This window comes from Geobacter sp. AOG2 (assembly GCF_019972295.1).
GTDB lineage: Bacteria > Desulfobacterota > Desulfuromonadia > Geobacterales > Pseudopelobacteraceae > Oryzomonas.
The window spans coordinates 3,144,106-3,157,559 of the sequence record NZ_BLJA01000001.1; the positions used below are offsets into that span (position 1 = coordinate 3,144,106).

Genomic DNA, 13,454 nt, shown 5'->3' on the forward strand with positions numbered 1-13,454 from the left:
CTTTCGTGGTTAATTCAGCCGACTGACAGATAGGTGGGGAACAGGCATAATCCGTAAGGGCTGCTGCGTGTTGTTTGTTTACCGCTGCTGCGGGATCAGTTCTTCCAGCATCCGCCGGAGGTGCGCGGAATCCCTGCCGCAAATCCTGACTCGCTTGTGACGTGAGGTCTCCCCCGATAGGATCTCAACCTCTGATTTGGATACGTTGAACAATTCCGCCAGGAATTCGCGGCAGAGCTTGTTGGCGGCGCCATCCACCGGTGGCGAGGTCAGGCGGATCTTCAGGGCGTTGTCCTGAATGCCGCACACCTGGTTCTTCGATGCCCGGGGCTGGATGTGAAGGGTCAGGATAATGCCCCCATCCGTATCGGAACAGAGGGGCTGGTCAGGCCTGCTCATCGCCGGAGAGTTGGCGGGCGTAGCTGTCCAGAAGGGCTTTGAGGCTCATCTCGAACTGGATCTTCAGGCGGCGGGCCTCTTCGATACGGGCCTTGAGATCGCCCAGTTGGCGTTCGGCGTCCGCCACGATCCGCTCGGCCTTGAGTTCGGCTTCGGAAACGATCAGTGACGCCTCTTTCTGGGCATTGGCCTTCATTTCCTCGGAGATCCGCTGGGCAGCCAGCATGGTTTCGCGAAGATCTTTCTCCTTCTCGGACATCTCGGTCATTTCGCGGTTGTGGCGGCCCTGCTGCTCTTTCAGCTCATTGTTTTCCCGGATCAGGCCTTCCATTTCAGAGGCCACGGACTGCAGGAAGGCATCCACATCCTCGGGGTCCAGGCCCCCCAGCATCTTGCCTTTGAACTGCTGCTGCTGGATATCAATCGGGGTGATCTTCATCGTTGGTTAACCTCTCAGTTTGAGTGACATACTGGCCGTCATGAGGTACTGATAGGCGGTGTTGAATACGACGATCTGGAGCACGTAGATCAGGGCAAAGGCGACAATGGGGGAGAGGTCGAGCATGCCGGTGTCGGGCATGTGGCGCCTGATCCTGCGCAAGAGAGGGTCGGTTACGCGGTAGATGAAGTTGACTATCGGGTTATACGGGTCGGCATTCACCCATGAGATGATCACGCTGGCCAGCAGGATATACTTGTAGATGGTTAAAAGACCATCGCCCAGTTCCACGATCTTGGCCAGAGCCAGGAGTATGTTAGAAAAGAGTACCACGGTTTGATCGCTCCGTATGCCGTCCCGTCAGGGATAGTAAGATTATACGATAAACGCGCTAGAATATGCCTTAAAGTAGGTGTAATGTCAAAGCAGAAAGACGGATGCTTGTCAGGGGGCAACGAGTCTGGTATAAACAGAATTCTGCAAAGGCGGCGTATCCGGCCGCCTTCTTTTTTGCGAGGTGTAGCGATGAACGATTACCAAAAATACCTCGATAGCGCCGTGACGGCGGCCATGGCGGCGGGGAGCTATCAGCGCCACCGTTTTGCCTCGCTTTTGGAGATTGACCTGAAGGGCGACAAGAACCTGGTGACCGAGGTGGACCGGGAATCCGAGCGGCTCATCGTGGAACACCTCCTGGCCTGCTTCCCCGGTCACACCGTCATCGCGGAAGAAGGGGAGTATCCGTCGGGCGACTCCCCGTTCCGCTGGATCATCGACCCCTTGGACGGCACGACCAATTACGCCCACGGATTCCCCTGGTTCTGCGTCTCCATCGCCATGGAGGCGGAGGGTGAACTGGCAGTGGGCGTGATCTATAATCCCCTGTCCGATGAGCTCTTCACCGCCACCAGAGGGGGCGGCGCATACATGAACGGGCGCCGTTTGCGGGTCTCCACGCATTTTCCCCTCGGCAATACCGTGCTGGGTACCGGTTTCCCTTATGACTGCGCCACCGACCCGGCCAACAACTTCGCCAGCTTCATCGCCTTCCAGAAGGCGGCCCGCGGCATCCGCCGGGCCGGCGCCGCCGCCCTGGACCTGGCCTTTGTGGCCGCCGGCCGCCTGGACGGTTTCTGGGAGTTGAAGCTCAAACCGTGGGATGTGGCCGCCGGCGTCTTGCTTGTCCGTGAAGCGGGCGGGATCGTTACGACCTTCGACGGTTCCGCTTATGACGTGTTCAATGACCGTATCCTGGCCTCAAACGGCCTGATCCACGACGACATGACGGCCCTGCTCGCCGCATCCGCATCGTCCGCCGGAGCCTCCCCATGACGCGAAAGCGCACCGCTCTGTTGCTCTCGGCCCTCGTCCTGCCCGGCCTGGGCCAGCTCTATCTCGGCCGCAAGGTGGCGGGGATCGCCATCATCATGGTGCTTAACCTGCTCCTCCTTTTGGCGCTGTTCGTGGTGTTGAAGGGGCTCGGACCGGTGATCGCCGCCCAGGTGGCCGGCGGTACGGTTACGGTCTCTTCCGGTGAGGTCATGGCGGCCCTGAAAGGGGTCTCCGGCTTCGGGAAGGGGCTTCTGGCCGCGTTTGCCCTGGTGTGGGCCTTTTCCGTTGCCGATCTTCTGCGGCACCGGGACGAGGGGTAAAGGGATTGCCGCAAGCTGTGTCGTTTATACAACATTGCGATTGACAAACAGTGTTATTTTATGAGAGATTCGAGAATCTTTAGTAATGCGGAAAACAATTGCACGACATGTGCAACATCGGGGATATCATGATTCATTCGCAGATCATCGGCAGCGGGGCATATTCACCGGAACGGATTGTCAAAAACGAATTTTTCGAAGGTTTGGTGGAAAACGCCGACGAGTGGGTGTTTTCCCGTACCGGCATCCGTGAGCGCAGGTTTGCCCGCGAGGATCAGGCAACCTCCGATCTGGCGACCATCGCCGCAAAGCAGGCTCTGGAGGCTGCGGGTATTGATGCTTCCGAGATCGATTGCCTTGTGGTCGGCACCTCGACGCCTGATATGATCCTGCCGGCAACAGCCTGCATTGTCCAGCACAACATCGGCGCCGCTAACGCCTTTGCCTTCGATGTCAACTCGGTGTGCAGCAGTTTCGTGTATGCCATGGAGGTGGCTGACAACTTCATCAAGTGCGGCAAGTACAAGACGGTGATGGCAATCGGCGCGGACACCTACTCCAAGATCCTCGATTTCGAGGACAAGTCCACCTGCCCGCTGTTCGGCGACGGTGCCGGAGCCGCTATCCTCAGGGCGACCGAGGAGGACAAAGGGGTGATCTGCACCTACATGCGCAGCGACGGCAGCGGTTGGCCGCTGATCCAGGTACCCTCCTCCGGGTCGCGCAAGCCGGTCACCGCCGAGACCATCGCCGCCCGTGAGAACACCTTCAAGATGGCCGGCAAACAGGTCTACGTCTTTGCCACCGACGTAATCCCCGAGATCATCATGGAAATCTGCCGGAAGGGCGGTATCCAAACCTCCGACCTGGATTACATCATCCCGCACCAGGCCAATGTGCGCATGATCGATTTCATCGCCAAGAAGTTCGGTTATCCCAAGGAACGGTTCCTGTTGAATCTGGACCGCTGCGGCAATACCTCGGCCGCCTCGGTGGCGCTGGTGCTCGACGAGAACCTGCGCAACGGCACCATCAAGCCGGGCAACCTCGTCCTGACCATGGGTTTTGGCGGCGGACTCTCCTGGGGCGGCCTGCTGATCAGGTTCTGAGTGCGGCCATGTGGCGACACCACTCTCGTTTCAGGCAAAGCCACCTCTTCCGGTGGCTTTGCTTATTTGTGTCCATCGTGTAACCTTTCAGTCGTGCCCATCGTCTTTCTTGCAGGAATATTGAGCAGGTAGAGCGGGGTGCGGCAGCTTTCCAAGACCGCGTGCAATGACCGGAGACCATTCAACGACCGTGACCAGTGTGCCAGAGCAGACTTCCGACGAAAGCCTGATCAGCGCCGTCCTTGCGGGTGATGAAGGCGCCTTTTCCCTGCTGGTGACCCGCTACAAGCGGCGCATCTTCGGGCTGGCCTCCCGTTTTGCGCGGGACAGCGACGAGGTGGAAGACATCTGCCAGGAGGTCTTCATCAAGGCTTTTGAAAACCTGGCGGCGTTCCGGCACGACGCCCCCTTTGAGCACTGGCTGACGCGGATCGCCGTCCGGGCAAGCCACGACGCTCTCCGCCGCCGGCGGCGCGAAAAGGGGCAAAGCGGGTTTGACGACTACGTCTTCGAAGTGCGCGACTATGCCGCCGAAGCGCGCCATGAGGCCGGTCAGGCTCGTGAACTTTTGAAGTGGGCGCTGTCCCGTTTGAAGGCGGACGAGCGGGTCGTCATTACCCTCCTGGAGCTGGAGGGGTACTCGGTGCGGGAGATTTCAGGGTTGACGGGGTGGAGCGAAGCAAACGTGAAAGTGCGGGCCCATCGGGCGCGGCAGGCGTTGAAACGGGTGCTGGAGGAAAACGATGAACAATAACGCGGATGAAAGGTTGGATCGGCTCTTCGCGGCGGCGCGCGATGCCAGGATGGACACCTCTGCGCTGGAAGAGCATTTCGAAACCAGGGTGATGGCCAGGTTGCGGGAACGCCGGGCAGAGGGACTTCCCTGGTATGCGCTGATCTGGCGCATGGTGCCGGTGTTTGCCGTCCTGGTGGTCCTCATCGCGGTGTACAGCGCCAGCTACCGGCCGGCACCATCCGGCGACCTGTTTGCGGCCATCAGTTCAGGCCAGGAAGATTATGTGGCGGGGAACGTCCTGACGGGGGAATGATATGAAGAACTTCAAGGCGATAGCGGGCATCCTGCTGGTATTTTTCCTGGGCGCCGCCGGCGGGGCTCTGGCCACCTACATGATCTATCAAGCCCGTTTAGAGCATTTCATCAGTGGCGGACACAAGATGCGGGAGGATGTCATTGTGGAGCGGCTCACCAGGGAGCTTAATCTGGACAGCCTCCAGAAGGGGCAGGTCAAGGCCATTACCCATGAAGCCCACGAGGGCATCGTCAGGCTGAAAAACCAGATTCATCCCCAGATCGAGGCCCTGCTCACCGCGAGCCAGGAACGCATCAAAGCGGTGTTGCGGCCGGACCAGCGCGAAAAATTCGACAGGATCATCGCCGAGCGGAAGCAACGCAAATCCCTGCAGGGCGGGGGCAGGCGCGATTGATTTAGCCCTGTTTCAGACCGCCGACCCCCTCGCCGGCCTCGAATACGGCGAGCCCGGCCGAAGCAAACAATGCCTGCACTTCATGGTGCGGGCATTTCTGTTTCCACCCTCCGTGGAAGCTGTCCGCAGCCAGCACCAATCCCCTTGGCGCCAGGAGTGCCGCAAGGCTCTCCACGACCCGCCGGATCTCCTCGCCTTTGTTGATGATCGGCCCCCCCAGCAGTCCGTTGCAGAGGATGAGATCGAAGCGCTGCCGGTCCGGGGCCACGGTCAGGAGGTCGGCCTGCCGGAATGACAGGGACCGCTCTGCGCCGGTTGAAAAAACCGGCAGCGCCCAGCGCCTGAAGGCCTCCTGCCGCGAAGGATCATGGGGAAAGGCGCAATGGGCGGCGGCCCACACCTCCAACGGGTCGATGGTCCACCCTTCCACCAGAAAGTCCTGGGGCGCCCGGCCGAGGTCGAGCAGCAGCCGCACCAAGCCATAGGTAATGGCGCCGTCCCCGCAGGCGGCGTCAAGGCAGCGCAACGGCTGTTCTCCCACGTTCCGCCGTTCCAGCCAGAGCCGGACAGCAGCCGTCTGGTGCGGGTAGCGGTCCATGGCCCCGCCGTAGAAACGTTTCGGCATGCTGGACCGGAAGAGGTATATCCTGCGCGCTTCATTGTCGGTCACGAGCCGGTGCAGCAGGCGGGACGGAGTGGTACATGACGACAAGGGCGGCGGCAAGGCGGACGCCACGTCGGCCCAACTGGCCGCGGCGTCGCAAGGTGCGCCGCCAAGGGGCGATGCGCAGCCGAGGGCTGCCCGGTGGAAGCGGCTGAAGACCGGTTTCAGTTCGGCCAAGGGGAGCCAGAGTTCGCTCTGGTAGTGGATCTCGGGGGTCAGGCAGAGGCCTGGGGCAGGCCAGGGGGGCGGACAAAAGGCGGCAAAGGCGGCCGACATGCGCCGGAGTCGCCGGAGGTCGGGTTGAAAAGGGGAAGGGTCGAGGTGTGACGGGATGAGCCTTTCGAGACGGCAACGGGCATCTCCGGGGTCGAGGGACGGGGTGAAGCGAATCATCCCGGAAAAAGTATTTGCCACAGAGCCACAGAGACACGGAGATAAACATTTAAAAGGGTTAGACAACATTTCGGCCTAATTTCTCTTCACCATTTAAGGATTTGAGAATATTTGAAAAAACTCTGTGATTCCCTCTGTGTCTCTGCGTCTCTGTGGCCAAACCGCCGTTTTTGGGATTTTCAATAGCTGTTGATCGGCCGGTACAGGGTATCACGCTCCACCGGGGTCCGGCCGGCCTTGCCGATCAGGCGGATGATGCCCTCCTTGGTCAGGGACTGGGGACTACGGGCTCCGGCGTCGTGGCCGATCTTTTCCTCCACCACGGTGCCGTCCAGATCGTTGACCCCGAAGGCCAGGGAAACCTGGGCGATCTTTTCCCCCAGCATGACCCAATAGGCCTTGATGTGGTTGAAGTTGTCCAGGAAGATGCGGGCAATCGCCAGGGTTTTGAGGTCGTCCAGGCCGGAGGTCCCCCGGATGTTCAGCTTCAGGTCGGAGTTCTCCGGCTGGAAGGCCAGGGGAATGAAGGCCTGGAAACCGCCGGTTTCGTCCTGCAACTCCCGAAGCATCTCCATGTGCCTGACCCGGTCGGCCGGTCCTTCCACATGGCCGTAGAGAATGGTGGCGTTGGTCTTCAGGCCGGCCAGGTGGGCCAGGCGGATGATCTCCAGCCAGCGGGCTCCGGAGATCTTCTCCGGGCAGATCTTTTGACGGACCTCCTCCACCAGTATCTCCGCCCCGCCGCCCGGCATGGAACCGAGTCCGGCGGCCTTGAGCCGCTCGAAAACCTGTTCGATGCTCAGGCCGGAGATGCGTCCAAAATAGTCGATCTCCACAGCGGTAAAGGCCTTGATGTGCAGCCCCGGAGCAACTTGGCGGATGGAACCCAGCGCCTTCTCGTAGTATTCGAAGGGGAGGTCGGGGTGGAGTCCGCCGACGATGTGCACCTCGGTGGCGCCTTCCTCTGCTGCCTGCTTCGCCTTGCGGCACACCTCTTCCAGCGCCAGGGTGTAGGCCCCGTCGTCCCCCGGCGTGCGGGAGAAGGCGCAGAAGGCACAGCGGTTGACGCAGATGTTGGTCGGGTTGATGTGGCGGTTGACGTTAAAGAAGACGTTCTTGCCGTTCTTGCGCCCGTTGGCCAGGGCGGCCAGTTCGCCGATGGCCAGGAGGTCGTTGGAGGTGAACAGGAAAAGCGCCTCGTCGGCGCTGATGCGCTCGTTGGCGCGGACCTTGGCGGCTATGTTCTCAAAGGTGGTCATGGGGAAACCTTGTTCGTTGACAGGTTGTTGAAAAACAGCCATCTCGCCGCCGTCCTCGAAGTCCCTTTTGTGCGGCGTAGCGCTGCTACGCCTCCGCAGGGCATTTAGCAGAACCGTTCCGGTTCTGTCCCTGCGGGATGAACTTCGCTGCGCTTCGTCACCGATAATCGCCGGAGACGATTATACTGCGGGTGCGACGATCTGACTATTTTTGAGCAACCTGAATTTTTCAACAGCTTGTGGAATGCGGTGCATTACCTATTCTGTTCCAACAGTACCACGGCGTGGGCGGAGATCCCCTCGCCGGTGCCGGTGAATCCGAGGCCTTCCTCGGTGGTGGCCTTTACGTTGACCTGTTCCGGGGCGGCATGGAGCACCCGGGCAATATTCTCCCGCATTGCAGAGATATGGGGCGCCATCTTGGGACGCTGGGCGATGATGGTGGCGTCCAGATTGCCGAGCCGGTAGCCGCGGTTGTCGGCGATGACCATGACCTGTTCCAGGAGTTTGAGGCTGTCGGCTCCCTTGAAGGTGGGGTCGGTATCGGGGAAGTGCTTGCCGATGTCGCCTTCGCCGATGGCGCCCAGGATGGCGTCGGAGATGGCGTGCAAGAGGACGTCGGCGTCGGAATGCCCCAGAAGACCCTTTTCCCAGGGGATCTCCACCCCACCCATGATCAGTTTTCTTCCTTCCACCAGCCGGTGGACGTCGTAACCGTGCCCTATACGCATGAATCCCAGCCTTTAACAGATATTTAAAAATTCAGGTTGTTCAAAAATAGTCAGATCGTCGCACCCGCCAGACAGGCCCTGAGGAGGCGTAGCAGCGCTACGCCGCACGAGAGGGCTTTCGAGGACGGCGGCGAGATGGCTGTTTTTCAACAACCTGTTCATTCAGCCTTCAGATCCCGCCCCATCAGTTCAGTAACCGCCTGGCGGGCGGGTTTATCCTCGTGGAGAATCTGGTAGGTCTTCTCGACGATCGGCATCTCCACGCCCAGGCGGAGGGCAAGTTGATGGACCGATTCCGCCGTCTTGACCCCTTCCGCCACCATGCGCATTTCCCCCAGGATGTCGGCCAACAGCATCCCCTGGCCGAGTTTGAAGCCGACGGTGCGGTTGCGGGAGAGGTCGCCGGTGCAGGTCAGGACCAGGTCGCCCATGCCGGCCAGCCCGGCGAAGGTTGCCGGTTGCGCACCCATGGCGTTGCCCAGCCGGTTCATTTCGGCCAGGCCGCGGGTGATCAGGGCGGCACGGGCGTTATGGCCGAATCCGAGGCCGTCGCAGATGCCTGCGGCAATGGCGATCACGTTTTTTACCGCCCCTCCCAGCTCCACGCCGATCACGTCGCTGTTGGTGTAGACCCGGAAGCAGGGGCTGCTGAAGGCCGCCTGCACGCGCCGGGCGTTTGCCTCAACGCGGGAGGCGGCCACGATCAGCGAGGGGAGTTCCTGGGCCACTTCGCGGGCAAAGGTCGGCCCCGACAGGGTCACATACCCATTGGTCACCTCGGGCGGCAGCAATTGGCCGCAGATCTGGGAGACGGTCTGGAGGGTCCCCAGTTCGATCCCCTTGGAGGCGTTGGCAATGACCGTGCCGCCGCCGATGGCGGGGGCGATCTGTTTCAGAACCCCCCGCATGACCTGGACCGGGGTCACCAGCAGGACGATGCCGCAGCCGTCGATGGCTTCGCCAAGGTCGCCGGTTGCGACCAGTCCCGGCTGCAACGGGAGGCCGGGGAGAAACAGGGAATTGGTGTGGGCGGTGTTGATCTCGCGAACCAGTTCCTGTTCGTAGGCCCACAAGAGTACCTGATGGCCGTTGGCCGCCAGGCGGTTGGCCAGTGCCGTTCCCCAGCTTCCCGCGCCGATGACGGCTATCCGTTCGTTTTTACTCTTCATCGTTGGAATAGCCCTCCTCCAGCCGCAGGTCGTACCCTTCCGCCAGCGCCTGGCGGGCGGTATCCACGCTGTCCAGCACCAGGCGCCGGATGAAGGGATGGCGGCACTCGGGCAGGAAGCCTCCCACCAGGCTGAGGGCAGTGGCCAGGGCGCGTTGGACCGCCTGATCCTCGCTACCGGTCTGCTGCATGTAGTCTGCCGTCAGAAGCAGCCGCTTGATGATCTCGGCGCGGCGCGGGATGATCATCTCGTCGCAGAAGCGGTTGATCTCGGCCTCCAGCGCTTCTGCCGTCACACCTTCAACACCGTCCTTCTCTTCCAGAGCGATAAAACGCTCGGCGGCATCATAGACGGCAGGCTCGGACAGGATCCACCCTTCCAGGCTCGGGTCGTCCAGCAGTTCGTTGCTGGCGGTGACGTAGCCGGGGATCTTTTCGACGATGCCGTCCAGGTGGTTCAGGCTGAAACGGGGGATGTAGGCCTCGGGTTTGAGCGAATCGGGGCGGAACAGGCGCATGTCCACATAGAAGTCGGGCGGCAGGTAGAATCCCTGCTCGCGGCTGCGGTGGAGGGCTTCCCGCAGGGCGGACATGGCATAGCCGGGACTGACCGGGAGTAACATCTCGCCGTTGATCAGATCCTTGAAGACGAGGTTGTACTCCTTCTCGTCCCGCATGCGGTAACTGACCGCATTCAGGAGGCCGTCCGACTCCCCCGTCAGGATCAACAGGGCGGCGAAGGCCGAATCGTCCAGCTTCCAGGAAAACCAGAGGGAACGTGCGCCATAGAAGTCGATGGGGCCGGCCTGGACTTCGTGAAAGGGGAGCGGCATGGGGAATGTTTGGGGCAGTTCCACCGGTTCCCTGATGCCCATGAAGGAGAGCCGCCGGATGCTGCGCCGGATCAGGTCGGCCACATCGCCCTCGTGGTGGCGTTCGGCCCTGGTCAGCACATCCAGAGCGCAACCGTTCTTGATCCGTCCCAGTGCCAGGATGGCCTCTTTGACGATCTCGGGGCGCTCGAAGGAAAGCAGGATCTCCAGCAGGGCTACGGCGTCGGGGGAATTGAGCTCGGCCAGCCGGTGGATCATGCGTTCGCGGAAATCATCGGTAACGTCCAGGAAATTGTCGATGAAGCGTACCAGGCCCCGCTCGCCGTCCTTGAGGCAATCGTCGATGAATCCGTCCAGGGATGCGGCGCCATATCCGGTCAACGACGCAAAGGGAGGGGCCGTGACGTCAATGCCGCTGTCATGCAACAAGTCCAGGAGCGCCAGCTTGCCGTCCTCCTCCAGGTCCTTGCGTTGCAGGGTGATCTGGATCAATTGGTCCATCCAGGCGGAGGTGTCGAAGAAGTCCAGCATGCAGGTGTAACGGTAGATGGCGGTGCCGTTATGCTCCTGCCACAGCTTGCGGACCAGCGGGTTGAGCGCCCGTTTGCCCGATTTCTGCAGGCGCCGGCCGATGCGCTCCATCTGGTCGCCGGTCAGGTCGTCCCGCTTGAGGAAATCCAGCAGGCGCATGATCCGCCGCCGTTCCCTCAGGGATTTGTCAATTTTCAAGGCTCTGGGCATAATGGTTTCTGAAATTCGGATTTTAGCTTCTGAATCAGGAATTCAAAAGGTCTCCTCACCCCTCGCTATGGTTTTCACCCTCATCCTCGAACTCGTCCTCTTCCTTCTCGGCAAGTTTGGCCACGGCCACCACCTTTTCCTTCTCTTCGGTGGTGATCAGGCGCACGCCCTGGGTGTTGCGGCCGATCACCGAGAAACCGGAGACCGGCACCCGCAGGATCTTGCCGTTATCGGTGATCACCATGAGGTCGTTGTCGTCGGCCACCTGCATGACGTTGACCACGCTGCCGTTGCGCTCGGTGGTCTTGATGGTGATGATTCCCTTGCCGCCGCGGCTCTGGTCGCGGTATTCGTCCAGGTCGGTGCGCTTGCCGTAGCCGTTCTCGCAGACCGTGAAGATGGTGGAACCGACGGCGGTATTGTCCACGATCTCCATGCCGATGACCTGGTCGTCGTCGGACAGGTTCATGCCGCGCACGCCGCGGGTCACGCGTCCCATGGAACGGGCGTCTCCCTCGTTGAAGCGGATGGCCTTGCCGTTCTTGGAGGCCAGGAACACGTCCTTGCTGCCGTCGGTCAGGGCTACGGAGATCAGGCGGTCGCCCTCGTCCAGTTTGACGGCGATGATGCCGCCGCTGCGCACGTTGGAATACTCCACCAGCGGCGTCTTCTTGACCACGCCGTTTCGGGTGGCCATGAACAGGAAGGTGTCTTCGCTGAATTCCTTGACCGGCAGGATGGTGGTGATCTTTTCGTCCATGGCCACGTTGACCAGGTTGACCACCGCCTTGCCCTTGGTGGTGCGACTCCCCTCGGGAATCTCGTAGACCTTGAGCCAGTACATGCGGCCGGCATCGGTAAAGCAGAGCAGGTAGTCCTTGGTGGAGGCGATGAAGAGCTGTTCGACGAAATCCTCTTCCTTGGTCTTCATGCCGGTCTTGCCCTTGCCGCCGCGCCGCTGGGAGCGGTACAGGTCCACGGCGCTGCGCTTGATATACCCGGTATGGGAGATGGTCACCACCATATCCTCATCCTCGATGGTGTCCTCCAGGGTGATGTCGGCGGTCTTGTCCACGATCTCGGAACGGCGCTTGTCGCCGAACTTGTCGCGGATCTCGGTCAACTCGGCCACGATGATCTTGAGGATCTCGGCGTCGGAAGCCAGGATCTCCCGCAGGCGGGCGATGAAGGCCAGCACCTCTTCGTATTCGGACACGATCTTGTCCCGCTCCAGACCGGTCAGGCGTTGCAGGCGCATCTCCAGGATGGCCTGGGCCTGGATATCGGTCAACTGCACCGCCTCCTCGTAACCGGCAGGCCGGGGCAGGTCGAGGCGCTTTAAGTATTCCGGGTCGGCGAACCGTCCCTCCATCAGCCCCTGCTTGGCTTCGGGCGGGGTCTTGGACTCGCGGATCAGCTCGATAACCGCATCCAGCCAGTCCAGGGCGATCTTGAGGCCTTCCAGGATATGGGCCCGGGCCAGGGCCTTCTTCAGTTCGAAGTTGGTGCGGCGGGTCACCACCTCGCGGCGGTGATCGACGAAGCAGTCCATCATCTCCCGCAGGGTCAGAACGCGGGGGCGGTTGTGGACGATGGCGATCATGATGATGCCGAAGGAGGTCTGCAACTGGGTGTGCTTGTAGAGTTGGTTGAGCAGCACCTCGGCGTTTTCGTCCCGCTTGACCTCGATGACGATCCGCATCCCCTCGCGGTCCGATTCGTCGCGGAGGTCGGTGATCCCTTCGATCTTCTTCTCCTTGGCCAGGTCGGCGATGCTGGTGACCAGCTTGGACTTGTTGACCTGATAGGGGATCTCGGTGATGACGATCGACTGGCGCTCCGATTTCTTCTGAACCTCCACATGGGCCTTGGCGCGGATCTGGATGATGCCGCGGCCGGTGGCGTAGGCATCCCTGATCCCCTGGCGGCCGTAGATGGTGGCGCCGGTGGGGAAGTCCGGGCCGGGCACCAGGGCCAGCAACTCCTCGAAACTTATCTCGGGGTTGTGGATCACGGCGATGATGCCGTCGATCACCTCCGTCAGGTTGTGGGGCGGTATGTTGGTGGCCATGCCGACGGCGATGCCGGTGGAGCCGTTGACCAGCAGGTTGGGAAACTTGGAGGGGAGGACCGTCGGCTCCAGCAACTCGTCGTTGTAGTTGGGCGCCATGTTGACGGTTTCTTTGTCCAGGTCGGCCAAGAGCTCGTGGGTGAGCTGGCGCATGCGGATCTCGGTATACCGCATGGCGGCGGGCGAATCGCCGTCCACCGAACCGAAGTTCCCCTGGCCGTCCACCAGCATGTAGCGCAGCGAGAAGTCCTGGGCCATGCGCACGATGGTGTCGTAAGCAGCCGTATCGCCGTGGGGGTGGTACTTGCCGATCACGTCGCCGACCACGCGGGCCGATTTTTTGTAAGGTTTATTGTATTCGTTGCCCATGTCGTACATGGCGTACAGGCAGCGCCGGTGCACCGGCTTGAGCCCGTCGCGCACGTCCGGGAGGGCGCGGCCGATAATGACCGACATGGCATAGTCCATGTAGGAGCGCTTCATTTCGTCTTCGATGTTGACGGATATCTGGTTTTGCGGCGTGGTGGGAGCGTTGAGCATTGATTCCTC

At 61.2% G+C, this 13,454-nt stretch carries 15 protein-coding genes; 6 read left to right on the top strand and 9 right to left on the bottom strand.

The genetic code is table 11. The features are described from left to right. Nucleotides 1-78 precede the first annotated feature (78 nt). The 3 genes from LDN12_RS14295 to LDN12_RS14305 are packed head-to-tail and all read right to left on the bottom strand — an operon-like array spanning nucleotide 79 to nucleotide 1,171. On the bottom strand, nucleotides 79-399 hold the full coding sequence (locus LDN12_RS14295) for a DUF167 domain-containing protein (protein ID WP_223923335.1): 321 nt from the start codon (nucleotides 397-399) through the stop codon (nucleotides 79-81). Continuing rightward, entirely contained in the window at nucleotides 386-838 is a 453-nt protein-coding gene (locus LDN12_RS14300; protein ID WP_223923336.1) for a DivIVA domain-containing protein, read from the bottom strand. The genes LDN12_RS14295 and LDN12_RS14300 overlap by 14 nt, the downstream gene beginning before the upstream one ends. Before the next feature lie 6 nt (nucleotides 839-844). Continuing rightward, the gene (locus LDN12_RS14305) at nucleotides 845-1,171 is read right to left on the bottom strand and encodes a YggT family protein (protein WP_223923337.1); all 327 of its coding nucleotides are present in this window, start codon (nucleotides 1,169-1,171) and stop codon (nucleotides 845-847) included. 192 nt (nucleotides 1,172-1,363) lie between these two features. Between LDN12_RS14305 and LDN12_RS14310 the strand changes: the two genes are divergently transcribed. The 6 genes from LDN12_RS14310 to LDN12_RS14335 all read left to right on the top strand — a co-directional run bounded on the left by LDN12_RS14310 (nucleotide 1,364) and on the right by LDN12_RS14335 (nucleotide 5,045). Continuing rightward, the gene (locus LDN12_RS14310) at nucleotides 1,364-2,170 is read left to right on the top strand and encodes an inositol monophosphatase family protein (RefSeq protein ID WP_223923338.1); all 807 of its coding nucleotides are present in this window, start codon (nucleotides 1,364-1,366) and stop codon (nucleotides 2,168-2,170) included. After that, complete coding sequence (locus LDN12_RS14315; RefSeq protein ID WP_223923339.1) at nucleotides 2,167-2,490, top strand: hypothetical protein; 324 nt, start codon at nucleotides 2,167-2,169, stop codon at nucleotides 2,488-2,490. Before LDN12_RS14310 ends, LDN12_RS14315 begins: the two co-directional genes overlap by 4 nt. 128 nt (nucleotides 2,491-2,618) lie before the next feature. Further along, complete coding sequence (locus LDN12_RS14320; protein WP_223923340.1) at nucleotides 2,619-3,599, top strand: beta-ketoacyl-ACP synthase III; 981 nt, start codon at nucleotides 2,619-2,621, stop codon at nucleotides 3,597-3,599. Nucleotides 3,600-3,789: 190 nt separating this feature from the next. Continuing rightward, nucleotides 3,790-4,353: an RNA polymerase sigma factor gene (locus LDN12_RS14325; RefSeq protein ID WP_223923341.1), complete on the top strand. Its 564-nt coding sequence runs from the start codon at nucleotides 3,790-3,792 to the stop codon at nucleotides 4,351-4,353. Beyond that, on the top strand, nucleotides 4,343-4,648 hold the full coding sequence (locus LDN12_RS14330) for a hypothetical protein (RefSeq protein WP_223923342.1): 306 nt from the start codon (nucleotides 4,343-4,345) through the stop codon (nucleotides 4,646-4,648). Before LDN12_RS14325 ends, LDN12_RS14330 begins: the two co-directional genes overlap by 11 nt. A gap of 1 nt (nucleotide 4,649) precedes the next feature. Further along, nucleotides 4,650-5,045, top strand: coding sequence for a hypothetical protein (locus LDN12_RS14335; RefSeq protein ID WP_223923343.1), 396 nt, complete (start codon nucleotides 4,650-4,652; stop codon nucleotides 5,043-5,045). Between the two features lies 1 nt (nucleotide 5,046). Here LDN12_RS14335 and LDN12_RS14340 read toward each other — a convergent pair whose 3' ends face one another. The 6 genes from LDN12_RS14340 to gyrA form a co-directional block, all read right to left on the bottom strand. Next, on the bottom strand, nucleotides 5,047-6,123 hold the full coding sequence (locus LDN12_RS14340; RefSeq protein ID WP_223923344.1) for a bifunctional 2-polyprenyl-6-hydroxyphenol methylase/3-demethylubiquinol 3-O-methyltransferase UbiG: 1,077 nt from the start codon (nucleotides 6,121-6,123) through the stop codon (nucleotides 5,047-5,049). A 158-nt stretch (nucleotides 6,124-6,281) separates the two neighbouring features. After that, nucleotides 6,282-7,361 carry an aminofutalosine synthase MqnE gene (gene mqnE / locus LDN12_RS14345; protein ID WP_223924072.1) on the bottom strand — a complete coding sequence of 360 codons (1,080 nt, stop codon included), beginning with the start codon at nucleotides 7,359-7,361 and terminating at the stop codon, nucleotides 6,282-6,284. A gap of 254 nt (nucleotides 7,362-7,615) precedes the next feature. After that, nucleotides 7,616-8,092, bottom strand: coding sequence for a 2-C-methyl-D-erythritol 2,4-cyclodiphosphate synthase (gene ispF, locus LDN12_RS14350; protein WP_223923345.1), 477 nt, complete (start codon nucleotides 8,090-8,092; stop codon nucleotides 7,616-7,618). Between the two features lie 158 nt (nucleotides 8,093-8,250). Further along, on the bottom strand, nucleotides 8,251-9,261 hold the full coding sequence (locus tag LDN12_RS14355; protein ID WP_223923346.1) for an NAD(P)H-dependent glycerol-3-phosphate dehydrogenase: 1,011 nt from the start codon (nucleotides 9,259-9,261) through the stop codon (nucleotides 8,251-8,253). Next, complete coding sequence (locus LDN12_RS14360) at nucleotides 9,251-10,834, bottom strand: HEAT repeat domain-containing protein (RefSeq protein ID WP_223923347.1); 1,584 nt, start codon at nucleotides 10,832-10,834, stop codon at nucleotides 9,251-9,253. Before LDN12_RS14360 ends, LDN12_RS14355 begins: the two co-directional genes overlap by 11 nt. A 55-nt stretch (nucleotides 10,835-10,889) precedes the next feature. Further along, nucleotides 10,890-13,445, bottom strand: a complete 2,556-nt coding sequence (gene gyrA / locus LDN12_RS14365) for a DNA gyrase subunit A (protein WP_223923348.1) — start codon at nucleotides 13,443-13,445, stop codon at nucleotides 10,890-10,892. Nucleotides 13,446-13,454: the final 9 nt, after the last annotated feature.

Excerpts from the sequence above, each read along its gene's own strand:
- LDN12_RS14295 (WP_223923335.1), bottom strand. The coding sequence starts at position 399 with ATGAGCAGGCCTGACCAGCCCCTCTGTTCCGATACGGATGGGGGCATT.
- LDN12_RS14300 (WP_223923336.1), bottom strand. The coding sequence starts at position 838 with ATGAAGATCACCCCGATTGATATCCAGCAGCAGCAGTTCAAAGGCAAG.
- LDN12_RS14310 (WP_223923338.1), top strand. The coding sequence starts at position 1,364 with ATGAACGATTACCAAAAATACCTCGATAGCGCCGTGACGGCGGCCATG.
- LDN12_RS14315 (WP_223923339.1), top strand. The coding sequence starts at position 2,167 with ATGACGCGAAAGCGCACCGCTCTGTTGCTCTCGGCCCTCGTCCTGCCC.
- LDN12_RS14320 (WP_223923340.1), top strand. The coding sequence starts at position 2,619 with ATGATTCATTCGCAGATCATCGGCAGCGGGGCATATTCACCGGAACGG.
- LDN12_RS14330 (WP_223923342.1), top strand. The coding sequence starts at position 4,343 with ATGAACAATAACGCGGATGAAAGGTTGGATCGGCTCTTCGCGGCGGCG.
- LDN12_RS14335 (WP_223923343.1), top strand. The coding sequence starts at position 4,650 with ATGAAGAACTTCAAGGCGATAGCGGGCATCCTGCTGGTATTTTTCCTG.
- mqnE (WP_223924072.1), bottom strand. The coding sequence starts at position 7,361 with ATGACCACCTTTGAGAACATAGCCGCCAAGGTCCGCGCCAACGAGCGC.
- ispF (WP_223923345.1), bottom strand. The coding sequence starts at position 8,092 with ATGCGTATAGGGCACGGTTACGACGTCCACCGGCTGGTGGAAGGAAGA.
- LDN12_RS14355 (WP_223923346.1), bottom strand. The coding sequence starts at position 9,261 with ATGAAGAGTAAAAACGAACGGATAGCCGTCATCGGCGCGGGAAGCTGG.
- LDN12_RS14360 (WP_223923347.1), bottom strand. The coding sequence starts at position 10,834 with ATGCCCAGAGCCTTGAAAATTGACAAATCCCTGAGGGAACGGCGGCGG.
- gyrA (WP_223923348.1), bottom strand. The coding sequence starts at position 13,445 with ATGCTCAACGCTCCCACCACGCCGCAAAACCAGATATCCGTCAACATC.